Here is a 14322-nt window from a genome sequence, read left to right on the forward strand (position 1 = left end):
CGGCCTGGCACGTTGGTGCAACGATTTTCTTACCGTGCGTGCCATTCTGGCATGGTTCTGGCAGACTTGCGCCTCTCGCTAACCCCGGCCAACCCCGGCTATTGCCCATGACGCTTGGCGCGCTGCTTTTCGATGTCGACGGCACTCTCGCCGATACGGAACCCGAAGGTCATCTACCGGCCTACAACCGCGCGTTCAAGGAACATGGCCTGGACTGGCGCTGGACCAAAAAGCTTTACCGCAAGCTTTTGCTCATCTCGGGCGGGCGCGAGCGGATCAATCATTATCTGGACCGCTACGACCCGGAGCTTGGCGACAACGACGAACGGGTACGCGAAGACCGCGAAGGGTGGGTAGCCGAGCTGCATCAGAGCAAGTCCCGTTATTTCAAGGATCGCTTGCGCAAGGGCCGGGTGCCACTACGCGCCGGGGTGGCGCGCCTGATTCGCGAAGCCGGTGATGCCGGGCTGCGTATCGCGATCGTCACCAACGCCACGCGTGCCACGCTCGAGCCGTTTCTGGCCTATGCGCTGGGTGACGGTCTGCTGGACTATATCGAGCTGACCGTCTGCGGCGACGAGGTCGATCACAAGAAACCCGCGCCGGATGTCTATCGTATGGCTTGCGAGCGCCTTGGCTGTGCGCCGGAAGACTGTATCGCCATCGAAGACTCGAACGCGGGCGTACGTGCCGCCTATGGCGCCCATGTGCCCGCGCTGGTGACGGTTAATGCCGATACCCGCGATCAGGTCTTCGATAACGCCAGCGCCGTGCTGGATTCACTCGGCGAGCCCGATCTGCCGGTCACCATTCTCAAATCGCCCGGCTTCGACTTCGATTACGTCGACCTCGATATCCTGCGCCGCATCAACGCCGTCGGCCGTCCTGCGGCTTAGCCTGGCTCGCCCCGCGTAACGGGCGTCGTAGTCGCCGGGTGACACTCGAGATACAGCAGCGTCGCGCCCACCACCGCGGCCGGCATGACCACGAGATTGGCCAGCGGCAGGGCAGTCATCAGCGTAACCAGGCTGCCAAAGCCCAGATGTCGCCAACGGCGCGCACGCATGCGCAGTATCTTGTCATCGAAGCGCAGCCCGCGGTTGGCCATGGGCTGGTCCAGATATTCGAACGAGAGCATGAACGCGCCGAAGATGAACCACAGCGGCGCGATCGCCAGATTGGCACCGGGGATGAACAACAGCGCCAGGCTTACTATGCCCAGCATGAGCGCGCGCGCCAGGTAATAGCGTAATCGCCGCAATTCGCTGACCACACCGTCGGCCATTTCGCCGGCCAGGCTCATGCCGGATTCCGGCGCGCTGCCGGTCACCAACCGTTCCACCTGGGCCGACAGGAGCCCGTTGAAAGGACTGGCGATCAGATTGGCCAATAGCGTGAATACGTAGCAGAAGGCCAGCGTGGCCATTACCACGCCCACCCACCACAACAGGGTTTCCAGCCAGGCCAGCCAGTCCGGCAGCCCCGATAGCCAGGCATGGAGCCAGCTATCCAGCTGCCAGCCCAGCAGCGATACGAGCAGCGCGATCAACACGATATTGATCACGATCGGTATCACCACATAGCGGCGCAACGACGGTTCGGTGAGCATGCGAAAGCCGCGCAGCAGATAGCTCGGGCCGGCGCTGAATTCGGTAATCGGATTCATCTTGCGTTCGGGTAATGGCGCTAGAATTCGGATCGTTGCGGCGCGCCGCGATAGGACATGGGCCGGCGCCGCTTTCGCGCATGAGTGTAGAACAACCCAGGAAGACCGCCATGAACAACCCGCGCTCGCGAGTATTTGCCGTACTGCTGTGCTGCTTCTTTTTGACGCTGGCCGGCTGTTCCCAGAACGATGGTGATCAGGCCCAGGCCGAACTGGAACAGGCCAACGCCGAACTCGAGGCCGCGCAGGCCAAGGTCGAGGCGGCCAAGAAAGCCCAGGCCGAAGCCGAGGCCCGCGAGGACAAAGCGGCGGCCGAGAAAAAGGTCGCCGAAGCCAAGACCGAAAAACGCGAGGCCGAACAGCATCAAAGCGAGGCCGCGAAGAAGTCGGATAGCGCCACGCAGCAGGCGCGCGCCGAAGCCCGCAAGGAGGCCGAGCGCAACGAGCAGCCCGTCTGTGGCGATTGCGGCACGGTCAGTTCGATTACCCCGGTGACCACCAATGGCGACCCGAGCCTGATCGGCAGCGTGGCAGGCGGTGTGGCCGGGGCCGTGGTCGGCAGCCAGATCGGTAGTGGTTCGGGCAAGACCATCGCCCAGATCGCCGGCACGCTCGGCGGCGTGTTCGCTGGGCGCGAGATTGAAAAACGCGTCAAGCGCAAGACGGTCTATCAGGTGGCGGTCGCCATGGACGCCGGCGGCTCACGCACGGTCAATGTCGATACCGCGGCCAGCATCAGCCCCGGCACGCGGGTACGCGTTCAGGGCAACAACCTGATTCTGATGCGCTAAGGCGCAGTGGCCGGCCCGATGTGGGCCGGCCCTGACGGTCAGGGTAGATCCACCGGCGTGCCGGGATGCCAGTTATCGGCCCGGTGATCGACAATCACGCTGGTATCGATACCGCCGCGCATCCAGAATTCGGCCCGCAGACGCATGAAGCGCGGCTGGGTCGCGGCCACCAGATCCTCAAGAATCCGGTTGGTGACCGCTTCGTGGAACGCGCCTTCGTCACGAAACGACCAGATATAGAGCTTGAGCGACTTCAGCTCCACGCAGCTCGCTTCCGGCACGTATTCCAGATATAGCGTGGCGAAGTCGGGCTGGCCGGTCTTCGGGCACAGGCAGGTGAATTCCGGAATACGCATACGGATCGTGTAATCGCGCTCCGGCGTCGGATTGGGGAAGGTTTCGAGATCGCGGCTCGGTTGGGTCGGCATCGTCTCTCCGTGAATGACACGCTTTTGCTCTCAACGAAGCCCGCTAGGTTACACTAGCGGGCTTTGCATTCGCCCGTCAGGGGAGGCCGATTTGCGCCGCCGTATTCCACAATTCGACGCGTTCGCACGTCGACGCGGCACGCATGCGCCCCGGGTACGCTGCCGATGCGCCTGACCTCGATCCGTCTGGCCGGTTTCAAATCCTTCGTGGACCCGGCCACGCTCACGCTCACGTCCAATCTCACCGGCGTGGTGGGCCCCAATGGCTGCGGCAAGTCCAACGTGATCGACGCAGTGCGCTGGGTCACCGGCGAATCGAGCGCGCGCCAGCTGCGCGGCGAAGCGCTGGAAGACGTCATCTTCAACGGCTCCAAGGCCCGCAAGCCGGTCGGCCGTGCCTCGGTCGAGCTCAAGTTCGACAACAGCGATGCCACGCTCACCGGCCAGTACGGCGCGTTCAGCGAAATTTCGGTCAAACGCGAGCTGTCGCGCGACGGCGGCTCGCGCTACTTCATTAACGGCACCAAATCGCGCCGGCGCGATGTCATCGACCTGTTTCTGGGTACGGGCCTGGGCGGGCGCAGCAATTACGCGGTTATTGAACAGGGCGCGGTCAATCGGCTGATCGAAGCCAAGCCCGAAGACATGCGCCAGGTGCTCGAAGAAGCCGCCGGTATTTCCAAATACAAGGAACGCCGGCGCGAGACCGAAAACCGCATGCGCCATACGCGCGAAAACCTCGACCGGCTCAACGACCTGATTGGCGAGGTCACCCAGCGCCTGGGCGTACTCAAGCGCCAGGCCGCCAACGCCGAGAAATACAAGCAGTTCAAGGCCGAGGAACGCCAGCTGCGCGCCCAGTTGCTGGCGCTGCGCTGGGCCGCTGAAAACGAAAAGGTCGAAGCCGCCGAGACGCGCCTGCGCGCAAGCGAAAACGCGCTGCGTGAAGCCATCTCTGCCCAGCGCAACGCGCAGCAGGCGCGCGAGGCCGAAGCTGCGGCCCAGCAACAGGCCATGAGCGCGGTCCAGACCCAGCAGGCCGCCTTCTACGATGCCCAGGCCCAGGCCTCGCGTATCGCCCAGGCGCTGGCGCATGCGAAGGAAATGCGCGAACTGCGCCAGCGTGAGCGCGACGAACTGGTCGAACGCCGCGACGCGCTGGCCAAGCGTATTGCCGACGACGAACAGGCCGAACAGGAAAACGCGGACACCGGCGACGGGCTCGCGCGCGAACAGGCCGACGCGCAACAGGCACTGGAGACGGCCCGCCAGACACTCGAAGCCGCCGAAAACGCCGCCCGCGAGGCCGAAGCGGCGTGGGACGCGCACAACAGCGCGGAACAAAACCCCGTTCAACAGCTGGATGCCGAACGTCAGCGCGCACGCTATGCCAGCGAACGCGCCCAGCAGCTGACCAACCGCCGCGACAAGCGCCGCGCCGAGCGCGCCAAGCTCGACGACGAAGACACGGGCGATCTCGCCGCCGGCGCTCAGGATATCGAAGCGCGGGCAGCGCGCCTGGCCGAAGACGAGCATAGCGCCGCCGAACAGGCCGAGGCCGCCGAGGCATTACGCGAGGAAATCGCCGAGGCCGAGCGCGATGTGGAAACGCGCCGCACCCAACTGGGCGAAACCCGTGCGCGTCTGGCCTCCGAGCGCCAGCTCCAGCAGTCGGTGCTGCGCGAAGACGATGCCACGCTCGCCCAGTGGCTGGCCGACAACGCCCAGACCGAAGCCGCGGGCGTAGCCCGCCGGGTGAAGGTCCGCGCGGCCTGGCAGACCGCAGCCGAAGCCGTGCTCGGGCCCTGGCTGCGCGGGTTTCTGGTCGAACGCCTGCCGACGCTCGACGGCGAGTGGCCGGGCGAGTCGCTCACGCTGGTGGAAGCCGACGCGCCGGGCGCGGTTCGTAGCGGCAAGGGCCCGGCCGATACACCCAGCCTGGCCGAAGGCATCGAAGCGCCGGCGGTGATCGCCGCGCTGGCCGCACGCGTATTCGTGGTCGACGATCTGGCCACTGCCCTCGAACAGCGCCACGCGCTGGCCGAGGATCAGCGCTTCGTAACCCTGGATGGGTGCTGTGTCGGGCCCAACAGCCTGGTCACGCCGGCCGCCGGCTCGGCCGAGCAGGGCGTGCTCGAGCGCGAGCAGCGCATCGAAAGCCTCGCGGCCACGATCGACACCGAACAGGCCGAGCTCGACACCCGTCAGCAAGCGCTCGACGCCCAGCGCGGTCAGCGTGACGAACGCCGCGAACAGCGGCGCGCGCTCGAACAGCGTATCGCCCAGGCGCGGCGCGAACTCGAGGCGGCCCGCGCCGAACAGCAGGGCCGCGAAATTCGTGCCGAGCAACTCGCGCGCCGGCGCGCGGAACTCGACAACGAGCTGGCCGATCTCGACAGCCAGATTGGCGAGGCGGAAAACGAATCCGAACGCCTCGGCGCGCAAATCGCCAGCCTGGAAGAAAAGGCCGAGGCGTTCAGTACCGCCCGGCGTCAGGCCCAGGCCAAACTGGCCGAAAGCCGTGCGGCACGCGACAACGCGCGCAAGGCCCACGCCAGCGCCGAACGGGTACTACGCGAAATCGAAAGCCGCGCCGAGCAGAACCGGGGCCGGGCCCAGTCGATTAGCCAGCGCCTGGCCGATACGCGCGAGGCTCACGCCCAGGTCGAAACCCGGCTGGCCGATTTCGATCAGGACAACGCGACCAGCGCCGACGAGGCCACGCCCGCGCCCGACGAAAGCGAACACGAACAGGCGATGGAAGCCCAGCACCGTGCCGAGCGCGAATTGCGCGCCGCGCGCGAAGCGCTCAAGGCCAGCGAAAAATCCCTGCAGGAGGTTTCGCAGCAGCTGATGCAGGCCGAGCAGGGCGTCGACGCGGCGCGGGAAAACCTGCAGCAGGCCAAGATCGATGTCGAAACCACGGGCGTACGCCGGGCTGGTATCGCCGAACAGATCGAAGAGCTGGGCGAAACGCCGTCGGCACTGGTGGCCGGCCTCGAAGAAGGCGCCACTATCGAAAGCTGCACGGCCGCCATCGACACGCTCGAGCGCAAGATCCAGCGCCTGGGGGCGATCAATCTGGCGGCGATCGAGGAATACGACGCGGAGGCCGAACGCGAGCGCTATCTGGCCGAGCAGCATGCGGATCTGGCCGAAGCGCTGGAAACGCTGGAAAGCGCGATCGCGCGTATCGACCGCGAAACCCGGGCGCGCTTCAAGGCCACCTACGAACAGGTCAACAGCCGGTTTGCCGGTATGTTTCCCGAGTTGTTCGGCGGCGGCGAAGCCGCGCTCGAACTCACCGAGGACGACTGGCTGGCCACCGGCATCCGCGTCATGGCGCGCCCGCCCGGTAAACGCAACGCCTCGATTCAAATGTTGTCGGGCGGGGAAAAAGCGTTGACCGCGGTTGCGCTATTATTCGCCCTGTTCGAACTCAACCCGGCACCGTTTTGTATGCTGGATGAAATCGACGCGCCGCTCGACGATGCCAACGTATCGCGTTTTTGCGAACTCGTACGGCGGATGTCGGCGCAGGTTCAGTTCATCGTGATTACGCACAACAAGCTGACGATGTCGCTCGCCGAGCAATTGCACGGCGTGACCATGGCCGAGCCGGGTGTATCCCGCCTGGTCAGTGTCGATATCGATCAGGCCCTCGACATGGCCGGCTGAGCCGGCGCCACGCAACTTATCGACAAAAGCGCCTATGTCTATCGTGCAATGGCTTCTACTCATTCTCCTGATCGCCGTGGTCGGCGGCGCCTACTGGTATATGCGCCGCCAGGCCGGTAACGATCCCTGGCAGGGCATGGATGACGATGCGCCCACGCCGGGCGGTGAGCGCGACGACGGCGCGGATCGTGGCGAATCGCTGGGCGGCGACTCCTACATCGTGGGCGTGCGTACGCTGTCGAAAAACACACCGGCCAGCCGGCGCGCGGCCGGTAAAAAGGATGCACCGCTCGACGATGGCGACTACGAAACCATCGGCGAGGACGGCGTCGAAGCCTCCTGGACCGCGTACAAGAAACGCGGCGCCGAGCCCAAGCCGTTGCCGGAAGAGCAGGCGGCGGCCGATGCGCCGGCGGCGCCGAGCGCGGCCGCAACGCCCGGCGCCAGCGAGCGGGTCGAAAACATGCGCGCACCGAGCGCACCGCCCGGCGGCGAACAGGAAGTATTTCTGCTGCATGTGGCCGCGCCCGCGGGGCGTATGTTCGACGGCCCGGACGTGCATGCCGCGCTGCAATCGCAGGATCTCAAGTTCGGCCTCAACGATCAGTTCCACCGTGTCACCGAAACCCACGGCATCCCGGAGTCGGTATTCGCGGTGGCAAACATGCTCAAGCCCGGCACGCTCGATCCGGTCGACCAGGACCATCTGCATACGCCGGGTCTGGTGTTGTATACGGTGGTTCCGGGCCCGATCGAAGGCGGGGTCGCTCTGCGCGACATGATGGAAACCGCCAACGGGCTGGCGCAGGCACTGGGTGGCGAAGTGCTCGACGACAAGCGTGCGCTGCTCAAGGCCCAGACCGCCCAGTACATGCTCGATCAGGTGGCCGATCTCGACCGCCGCGCCAAGATCGCCAAGCGCCGATAGTGGCAGCCGATCGCGCGACAAGCCAACGCGCCGCGCAGCTCGCCGAACAGCTCGCCGAGCACAGCCGGGCCTATTACGTACACGACGATCCGACCATAACGGACGCCGAGTACGACCGGCTGTTTCGCGAACTCCAGGAGATCGAGTCTGCCCATCCGGAACTGGTCACGCCCGACTCGCCCACACAGCGGGTCGGTGCGCCGCCGTCGGACAAGTTCGAGTCGGTCGATCACGCCACGCCGATGCTGTCGCTGGGCAACTGTTTCGATGACGATGAACTGGCCGAGTTCGACCGGCGTGCGCGCGAAGCGGTCGACGGCAGCGAACTGGCCTACTGTGCCGAGCCCAAGTTCGACGGCACCGCGCTGAATCTGCGCTATGAAAACGGCGTGCTGGTACGTGCGACTACCCGTGGCGACGGTATTACCGGCGAAGACATCACCCCCAACGCCCGCACCATCCGTAATCTGCCGTTACGCCTGGCCGGCGACCATGCGCCGGATTTTATCGAAATCCGCGGCGAGGTCGTGCTGGCGCGCTCGCGTTTCGAAGCGCTCAACGCGCGGCTCGTCGAAGAAGGGCACAAGCCGTTCGTGAATCCGCGTAACGCGGCCTCCGGCAGCCTGCGCCAGCTGGATTCGAAGATTACCGCGCGCCGTCCGCTGGCGTTCATGGGCTACGGCATTGGCCGTATCGACGGCATGGCGCTGCCTTCGAGCCTGTACGAACAGCTACAGCAGCTCCAGGCCTGGGGCTTTCAGATCAGCGACCATGTCGATCGCGTGCAGGGCCTGGATGGCTGCAAGGCCTACTACGAGGCCATGGCCGAACGCCGTGCCGATCTGGATATCGAAATCGACGGCTGCGTGTTCAAGGTCGACGACGGCGCGGTACGCGACGAGCTCGGGTTTGTTGCCCGGGCGCCGCGTTGGGCGATCGCGCGCAAGTTCCCGGCCGAGGAGACGACTACGCGATTGAACGCGGTGGAGTTCCAGGTCGGGCGCACCGGCGCGCTCACCCCGGTGGCCAAGCTCGAGCCCGTGTTCGTGGGCGGGGTGACCGTGTCCAATGCGTCTTTGCACAATATGGACGAGATCGAGCGCAAGGACATTCGCGTTGGCGATATGGTGGTCGTACGCCGGGCCGGCGATGTGATTCCCGAGGTCAAGGAAGTCGCACGCCGGGGCGACGATGCAAAAGTCATCGAACTGCCGGGCGAATGTCCGGTGTGTGGCTCGGCGGTCGAGCGCATCGAAGGCGAGGCGGTGGCCCGCTGTACCGGCGGGTTGGTCTGTGCCGCGCAGCGGCGCGAAGCGCTCAAGCATTTCGCCGCGCGCCGGGCGTTGGATATCGATGGCCTGGGCGAGCGCCAGATCGAGGCCTTCGTGGATGAAGGCCTGCTCGAATCACCAGCCGATATTTTTGCCCTGCACACCCATCGCGACGCACTGGTCGAACGCGAAGGCTACGGCGAGAAATCGGTTGCCAATCTGCTGGCCTCGATCGAGGCCAGCAAGCAGACCACGCTCGAGCGCTTCATCTTCGCCCTGGGTATTCGCGAAGTCGGCGAAACGATGGCCCGCGATCTGGCGCGTCATTTCGGCACGCTCGACGCACTGCGCGCCGAGGCCGAGGCCTATCTCAAGCGCAAGGCCGAGGCCGACGAACAGGCCGCTACCAAGGCCGAGCATGCGCGCATGATGAGCGCCGAAGGCCTGCAGGCGGTTCCCGGCGTGGGTTCGCGCGTGGCCCAGTGCATTGCCGATTTCTTCAGCGAACGGCGTAATCTGGACGTGATCGATGCGTTGATCGACGCGGGCGTGGTCTGGGAGACCGTCGATACCGACGATACCCCGCAGCCGCTGGCCGGCCAGACCTTCGTGCTCACCGGTAGCATGGAAGGGCTGACCCGCGACGAGGCGAAACAGCGTATCGAAGCACTCGGCGGGCGGGTGACCTCGAGCGTGTCCAAGAAAACCGACTACGTCGTCGCCGGCGACAGCCCGGGCAGTAAACGCGACAAGGCCGAAAAACTGGGCGTGACGCTGCTCGATGAGGCCGGCTTTGTTGCGCTGCTCGACGAGGCCGGCTCGTAATAACCCGCGGCCGGGTAATTTTCACACCGTGCGCAAAAGGAATATCTCGATGGCCAAGTCCGTTCTTAAAGCTGTTGCACCGATGGCCACGATCGTCGCGCTGTGCGGCTGCAGCACGCTGTTCGTGACGCCGAGCGATAGCCAATGCGCACGCGACCTGGCCGAAGTCGAGCGCGCTGCGGCGGCCGCGCGCCAGGCACTGGCCGAAGGCATCGATGCCGAACAGCGCCAGCCCATGCTCGATCTGCTGGTGGATGCCGCCGATCAGGCCCGGGCGAGTTGTGGCTACGAAAAACCCGATACGCCGTCCTCGCATCGCGCGCGCCAGCCCAAGGCGGGCTAGGAAAGCGCTACATTATCGGTCGCGACCCCGACAGGATGGACGGAGGTTCCTGGCTGTCATTGGCAGACGCTTGTACGCGAACACGCCAACGCTTACGCTTGGCCGCCGTTTGTTCGTTCACACAGGTAGAGTCTCGTGGCGCGTAGCTGGCTTGAAGTCACCACTGATGAAGTACAGTCCAAACTCGGCGCGAACGAGCGTCTGGCCGAACGTCGCGCCACGATCGAAAAGCAGGTGCGCGAGACGGTCGAGTCGCTGGTCGAACCGGCGTTTCGAAAAGCGGCCGAGGCCGATGGCTGGGAATATTTCGAACAGACCCACACGGAATGGTCGGTGGTGCGTTGCGGAGTCCATACGCCCGGCGACGTCGAACGCGACCCGACGGTGGCCTTTCGTATTGCCGAGTTCGATGCCTACCAACCGCTGGTCATCCTGCGCCGCAAGGCCGAAGGCGCGGCCGCCCAGGCCAGCGCCGAGATCGTGAAACTCGACCAGCTCGACGCACAGACGCTTGAGCGTTTTCTGGCTGATCGCTAATCGCTGAGCGACGCAGCTATAGCGCGTAGGACAGCCCCGTATAGAAGGTGCGATCCGGCGCCGGTTCGTAATAGCGTCCGCCAAAGGCGTTGATACGGATATTGTCGAAATAGACTTCGTCGAAGAGGTTGTCGATCCCGAAATAGATGGTGAGATCGTCGTCGCCGGCCTCGATCTTCTTGCCGACACGGCCGTTGAATATCCAGGCGTGGTCGATCCTGGCGGTATTGGCGTTATCGGCATAGAAGGCGCCGGCATAGCGCATATCCACCGTGGCATAGCCGATGTCGGGATTGCGCCAGGCCAGTTCGGCAAACAGCCGTTCTTCGGGTAGGCCGGGGATGCTGTTGCCGGCATAGTCGTTGCCGTTGTCGTCGACGAATTCGCGATATTCGTAGTCGGCCAGCGTATAGGCGGCCATCGCGGACAGCGTATCGGTCACGGCGTATTCGAGTTTGGCTTCCAGGCCCTTGCGGCGCGACTGGCCGGAGTTTTCGTAAAAATCGCGGCGCCCGTCGTCGTTGAACACCACGAGTTCGTCGCGTACGTCGATCCAGAACGCACTGATCTGGTAACGCGCGCGCTCGCCAATCTCGCCCTTGGCGCCGATTTCGTACTGCACCGCCTTCTGCGGCTCGAGATCGCTGTTGAAACCGCCATTGCCGGACGGATCGGCGAATTCCGTAAACGTGGGGGATTCGAACGCGTTGGCGACGTTCGCATACACGCGCTGGCGCTCGGCCCAGGCGTAGCTCAAACCGGCATTGGCTGAGACTTCGTGATAGGTACGCGTGCCGGAATCGTCCGGATCGGTGGCCGTGATGAAGGCGTCGTCGATATCGAAATCGAGATAGTCGTAGCGCAGGCCGGTGGTCAGCTCCAGGTCGCGGGTCAGCGAGAACACGTTCTGGGCGAACACGCCGATGCTGGTGGCCTGCTGGTCTTCGTCGAGCCCGAGCGCGCCCTTAGCGCCGGCGATGTTGTCGTAGCGGGTGCGTGCATCCTGCTGGATTTGTGTTTCGATACCGGCCACGAGCTGGTTTTCGTGGCCGAACAGCGTATCGAAGCGCGTGGTCTGCAGGCCGCCGCCAAAGAAGTCGCGGTCGTAGGCGACCACGCCGGCATCTTCGAACGGCAGATACTGAATGAAGTCGCGATGGGTATAGAACAGATTCGCCTGATAGCTCTGGTTGTCGGCAAGCTGGTCTTCATAGACCAGGCCGATCGTTTGCTGCGAGGCCGACTGGCGGGCATCGAAGGCCAGGTTCGCATCGCGGGCGGCGCGGCGATCGGCACGCGCCTGCTCCAAAGTCACGCCGCCGGGGTCGAGCGTATCCGGCGCATCGAGCACGCGGGTAACCAGGCGCAGCGTGCCGGTCGTGCCGACGCGGCGTTCGAGCTTGCCGGTGAGCTGTTGTTTCTTGACCTGGCTATGCGCGCGATAGCCGTCCAGATCGAGCTGTGAAGCGGTCAACGCATAGCCCCAGTCGCCTCGCTCGTGTGCGGTTGCCGCTTCGATACGGCGATAGCCATAACTGCCCACGGTCAGCTCGCCGCGATCCACCGGCCCGCTCGCCGGCGTGGTGGTGGTGATATCGACCACGCCGCCGGTGGCATTGCCGTAAAGCGCGGAAAACGGCCCGCGCACGACTTCCAGGCGCTCGACCGCGCCCAGATCGATGCTGTCGGTTTGCGCCTGGCCGTCGGCCAGGGTTTCCGGGATGCCGTCGACGAGCACCTTGACGCCGCGCACCCCGAACGCCGAGCGCGCCCCGAAGCCGCGTATCGAGATGCGCAGATTCTGGGCGAAGTTACTGCCGTTGTTGGCATACACGCCCGGCGTGCGGTTAAGCGCACCGTCGAGCTGGGCCTTGGCCCGACCCTGCTGGATATCGCGCGCCTCGGTGACGTCGACCGCCGCGGGCGTGGTGAGCGCCTCGGTGGTCAGGCGCAGGCTTTCGACCTCGATCGGTGCCAGCGATTGCAGCGTTTGCGCGCCGTTTTCCTCGTCCGCGGCGGCACCGGTCTGGGCTTGGGCCGGCAGGCATAGCGCGAACGTCGCGGCGAACACGGCTGGCAGACGCCGGTTACGGCGATGGGTCATGTTGTCTCCCCCCGAACGCCTGGGCGTTCCGTTTTTATTCAATTCGCCTCGCGCATGCCGCCCGCAGCCGAAAACGCGCGGCCGGCGGCTATTCCTCCGGCGCCAGGGCGCGTATCGACACCGCGTGGATATCGGTCTGCATGAGCGTGCCGAGCGCTTCGTAGACGAGCTTGTGCCGCTCGATGGGCGATGTGCCGGTAAAACGCGGCGAGCGGATGGTCACATGAAAATGGCCGAGGCCGCTCTTTGCACCGGCATGGCCGGCATGCAGGTGGCTGTCGTCGCGGATCGCCACGTCCTGCGTGTTCAGGCCCTGTTCGAGTGCCTCGCGAATGCGCGGGATACGGTCGCTCATGCCTTAATAAACCTTCTTGTACGGATAGACCGTGGTTTCCATATACACGCCTTCAGCGTTGTACGGGTCGACCTTGGCCCAGGCGCGGGCGTCGTCGAGGCTGTCGAAGGCGGCGATGATGATGCTGCCCTGAAAGCCCTCGCTGACCTTGCCGTAGGCATCCACGCGCGGCATCGGCCCCGCGGTGAGCAGGCGGCCGGCCTGGTCGAGCTCTTCGAGACGGGCGCGGTGTTCGTCGACCGCTTTCTTGCGGCCATCGCTGCTGTTGGCGACATCGAACGACACGATCGCGAAATAATCCATGGTGGTTGTCCTGCGCTGAGGTTGTGCATTTGCCGATAACGCGCAGTGTGCCGCATCCGGGCCACGATCGGCCAAATCGGGCAAAAAAACCTGCCGCGCCATCGAGGTAGCGGATATAATGCCCCTATGGCCGAAATCGTTCATGTGCACGCCGAAACGCCCCAGCCACGCCGTATCGGTCAGGTGGCCGATGCACTGCGGGCCGGGCGCGTGATCGCCTATCCGACGGATTCCTCCTACGGCCTGGCCTGTGCCATGGGCGACAAGGGCGCGATCGATCGCATTCGCCAGATGCGCGGCTTCGGGCGCGATCATTTCTTCACCCTGGTATGCCGTGATCTGTCCGAGATCGCGACCTATGCCAAGGTCGAGAACACCAGCTTTCGTCTGCTCAAGGCCGCCACCCCCGGCGCGTATACCTTCGTGTTGCCGGCTTCCAAGGTGGTGCCGAACTGGCTTGCCCATCCCAAGCGCAAGACCATTGGTATTCGTGTACCGGGACATCCGGTCGCGCGCGCGATTGCCGAAGCCATGGACGAGCCGATCATGTCCGTGACCGCCCAGCGCCCGGACGACGATATCCCGCTTTCGGAAGCCTATGACGTGCGCGAGGCCTTCGACAAACAGCTCGATATCATCGTCGACGCCGGCGCCACCGGCGTGGAACCGACCACCGTGGTAGATCTGACCACCGCGGTGCCGCAGATCCTGCGCCCCGGCAAGGGGAGTGCGGAAGCCCTCGGCCTGGAGCCCGTCGACGCCTGAGCCCTCTGTTTCGGTGTGCGAACGGTTCTTTTTATCGTCCGCAAATGACTCGCTCTTGTAGGTTGGCTTAGGCCGCAGGCCGTAAGCCAACATGCGGCAAGCCTCGAGGCCAATTTGAAGCACGGCGGCCTGATTGGCTCTGGGGGCTGCGTTCCTTGTTGGATTACGCTGCGCTAATCCAACCTTGTATGTTGATACCCAGCGCCTGATACGCGACCAGGCGCTATGCGCCGGGCAAGCAGACTGTATCCAACCTAAGGCACAAAGCCTGTTCTGTAAATCAGACTTGCCCGGCGCGCTTCGCGCTGTCGAGACTGGACGGTATGCC

At 64.7% G+C, this 14322-nt stretch carries 13 protein-coding genes; 8 read left to right on the forward strand and 5 right to left on the reverse strand.

From position 1 onward, the window contains the following. The first annotated feature begins 107 nt into the window (after positions 1–107). On the forward strand, positions 108–896 hold the full coding sequence (locus T5B8_RS08580) for an HAD-IA family hydrolase (protein ID WP_353177946.1): 789 nt from the start codon (positions 108–110) through the stop codon (positions 894–896). Here T5B8_RS08580 and cysZ read toward each other — a convergent pair. Then, the gene (gene cysZ / locus T5B8_RS08585) at positions 893–1666 is read right to left on the reverse strand and encodes a sulfate transporter CysZ (RefSeq protein ID WP_353177950.1); all 774 of its coding nucleotides are present in this window, start codon (positions 1664–1666) and stop codon (positions 893–895) included. The genes T5B8_RS08580 and cysZ overlap by 4 nt on opposite strands. A gap of 110 nt (positions 1667–1776) precedes the next feature. Between cysZ and T5B8_RS08590 the strand changes: the two genes are divergently transcribed. After that, a complete protein-coding gene (locus tag T5B8_RS08590; protein ID WP_353177951.1) occupies positions 1777–2457 on the forward strand; it encodes a glycine zipper 2TM domain-containing protein in 681 nt (226 codons plus the stop codon). A 38-nt stretch (positions 2458–2495) separates the two neighbouring features. On the opposite strand, the gene queF is transcribed toward T5B8_RS08590, so the two are convergent. Further along, positions 2496–2885, reverse strand: a complete 390-nt coding sequence (gene queF, locus T5B8_RS08595) for a preQ(1) synthase (protein ID WP_353177953.1) — start codon at positions 2883–2885, stop codon at positions 2496–2498. A gap of 165 nt (positions 2886–3050) precedes the next feature. Between queF and smc the strand changes: the two genes are divergently transcribed. The 5 genes from smc (at position 3051) to T5B8_RS08620 (ending at position 10467) form a co-directional block, all read left to right on the forward strand. Beyond that, positions 3051–6563, forward strand: coding sequence for a chromosome segregation protein SMC (smc, locus tag T5B8_RS08600; RefSeq protein WP_353177955.1), 3513 nt, complete (start codon positions 3051–3053; stop codon positions 6561–6563). 34 nt (positions 6564–6597) lie between these two features. After that, positions 6598–7491 (forward strand): cell division protein ZipA, encoded by an 894-nt coding sequence (locus tag T5B8_RS08605; RefSeq protein WP_353177957.1) that lies wholly within the window; start codon positions 6598–6600, stop codon positions 7489–7491. Next, a complete protein-coding gene (gene ligA / locus T5B8_RS08610; RefSeq protein ID WP_353177958.1) occupies positions 7491–9587 on the forward strand; it encodes an NAD-dependent DNA ligase LigA in 2097 nt (698 codons plus the stop codon). Before T5B8_RS08605 ends, ligA begins: the two co-directional genes overlap by 1 nt. A 49-nt stretch (positions 9588–9636) precedes the next feature. Further along, on the forward strand, positions 9637–9930 hold the full coding sequence (locus tag T5B8_RS08615) for a hypothetical protein (protein ID WP_353177960.1): 294 nt from the start codon (positions 9637–9639) through the stop codon (positions 9928–9930). 135 nt (positions 9931–10065) lie between these two features. Continuing rightward, on the forward strand, positions 10066–10467 hold the full coding sequence (locus tag T5B8_RS08620; protein ID WP_353177962.1) for a hypothetical protein: 402 nt from the start codon (positions 10066–10068) through the stop codon (positions 10465–10467). A gap of 16 nt (positions 10468–10483) precedes the next feature. Here the strand turns inward: T5B8_RS08620 and T5B8_RS08625 are convergent, their stop codons facing one another. The 3 genes from T5B8_RS08625 to T5B8_RS08635 form a co-directional block, all read right to left on the reverse strand. Then, complete coding sequence (locus T5B8_RS08625; RefSeq protein WP_353177963.1) at positions 10484–12571, reverse strand: TonB-dependent receptor family protein; 2088 nt, start codon at positions 12569–12571, stop codon at positions 10484–10486. A gap of 88 nt (positions 12572–12659) precedes the next feature. Then, on the reverse strand, positions 12660–12926 hold the full coding sequence (locus tag T5B8_RS08630; protein ID WP_353177965.1) for a BolA family protein: 267 nt from the start codon (positions 12924–12926) through the stop codon (positions 12660–12662). A gap of 3 nt (positions 12927–12929) precedes the next feature. Next, the gene (locus T5B8_RS08635; RefSeq protein WP_353177967.1) at positions 12930–13229 is read right to left on the reverse strand and encodes a YciI family protein; all 300 of its coding nucleotides are present in this window, start codon (positions 13227–13229) and stop codon (positions 12930–12932) included. 126 nt (positions 13230–13355) lie between these two features. Here T5B8_RS08635 and T5B8_RS08640 point away from each other — a divergent pair, with 126 nt between their 5' ends. Continuing rightward, complete coding sequence (locus T5B8_RS08640; protein WP_353177968.1) at positions 13356–13994, forward strand: L-threonylcarbamoyladenylate synthase; 639 nt, start codon at positions 13356–13358, stop codon at positions 13992–13994. Positions 13995–14322 lie beyond the last annotated feature (328 nt).

The organism is Salinisphaera sp. T5B8 (assembly GCF_040361255.1).
Lineage (GTDB): Bacteria > Pseudomonadota > Gammaproteobacteria > Nevskiales > Salinisphaeraceae > Salinisphaera.

What these genes read in the sequence shown, in the direction of transcription:
- smc (WP_353177955.1), top strand. Translation starts at nt 3,051, where the DNA reads ATGCGCCTGACCTCGATCCGTCTGGCCGGTTTCAAATCCTTCGTGGAC.
- T5B8_RS08630 (WP_353177965.1), bottom strand. Translation starts at nt 12,926, where the DNA reads ATGAGCGACCGTATCCCGCGCATTCGCGAGGCACTCGAACAGGGCCTG.
- T5B8_RS08625 (WP_353177963.1), bottom strand. Translation starts at nt 12,571, where the DNA reads ATGACCCATCGCCGTAACCGGCGTCTGCCAGCCGTGTTCGCCGCGACG.
- cysZ (WP_353177950.1), bottom strand. Translation starts at nt 1,666, where the DNA reads ATGAATCCGATTACCGAATTCAGCGCCGGCCCGAGCTATCTGCTGCGC.
- T5B8_RS08580 (WP_353177946.1), top strand. Translation starts at nt 108, where the DNA reads ATGACGCTTGGCGCGCTGCTTTTCGATGTCGACGGCACTCTCGCCGAT.
- T5B8_RS08640 (WP_353177968.1), top strand. Translation starts at nt 13,356, where the DNA reads ATGGCCGAAATCGTTCATGTGCACGCCGAAACGCCCCAGCCACGCCGT.
- T5B8_RS08605 (WP_353177957.1), top strand. Translation starts at nt 6,598, where the DNA reads ATGTCTATCGTGCAATGGCTTCTACTCATTCTCCTGATCGCCGTGGTC.
- T5B8_RS08615 (WP_353177960.1), top strand. Translation starts at nt 9,637, where the DNA reads ATGGCCAAGTCCGTTCTTAAAGCTGTTGCACCGATGGCCACGATCGTC.
- T5B8_RS08635 (WP_353177967.1), bottom strand. Translation starts at nt 13,229, where the DNA reads ATGGATTATTTCGCGATCGTGTCGTTCGATGTCGCCAACAGCAGCGAT.
- queF (WP_353177953.1), bottom strand. Translation starts at nt 2,885, where the DNA reads ATGCCGACCCAACCGAGCCGCGATCTCGAAACCTTCCCCAATCCGACG.
- T5B8_RS08590 (WP_353177951.1), top strand. Translation starts at nt 1,777, where the DNA reads ATGAACAACCCGCGCTCGCGAGTATTTGCCGTACTGCTGTGCTGCTTC.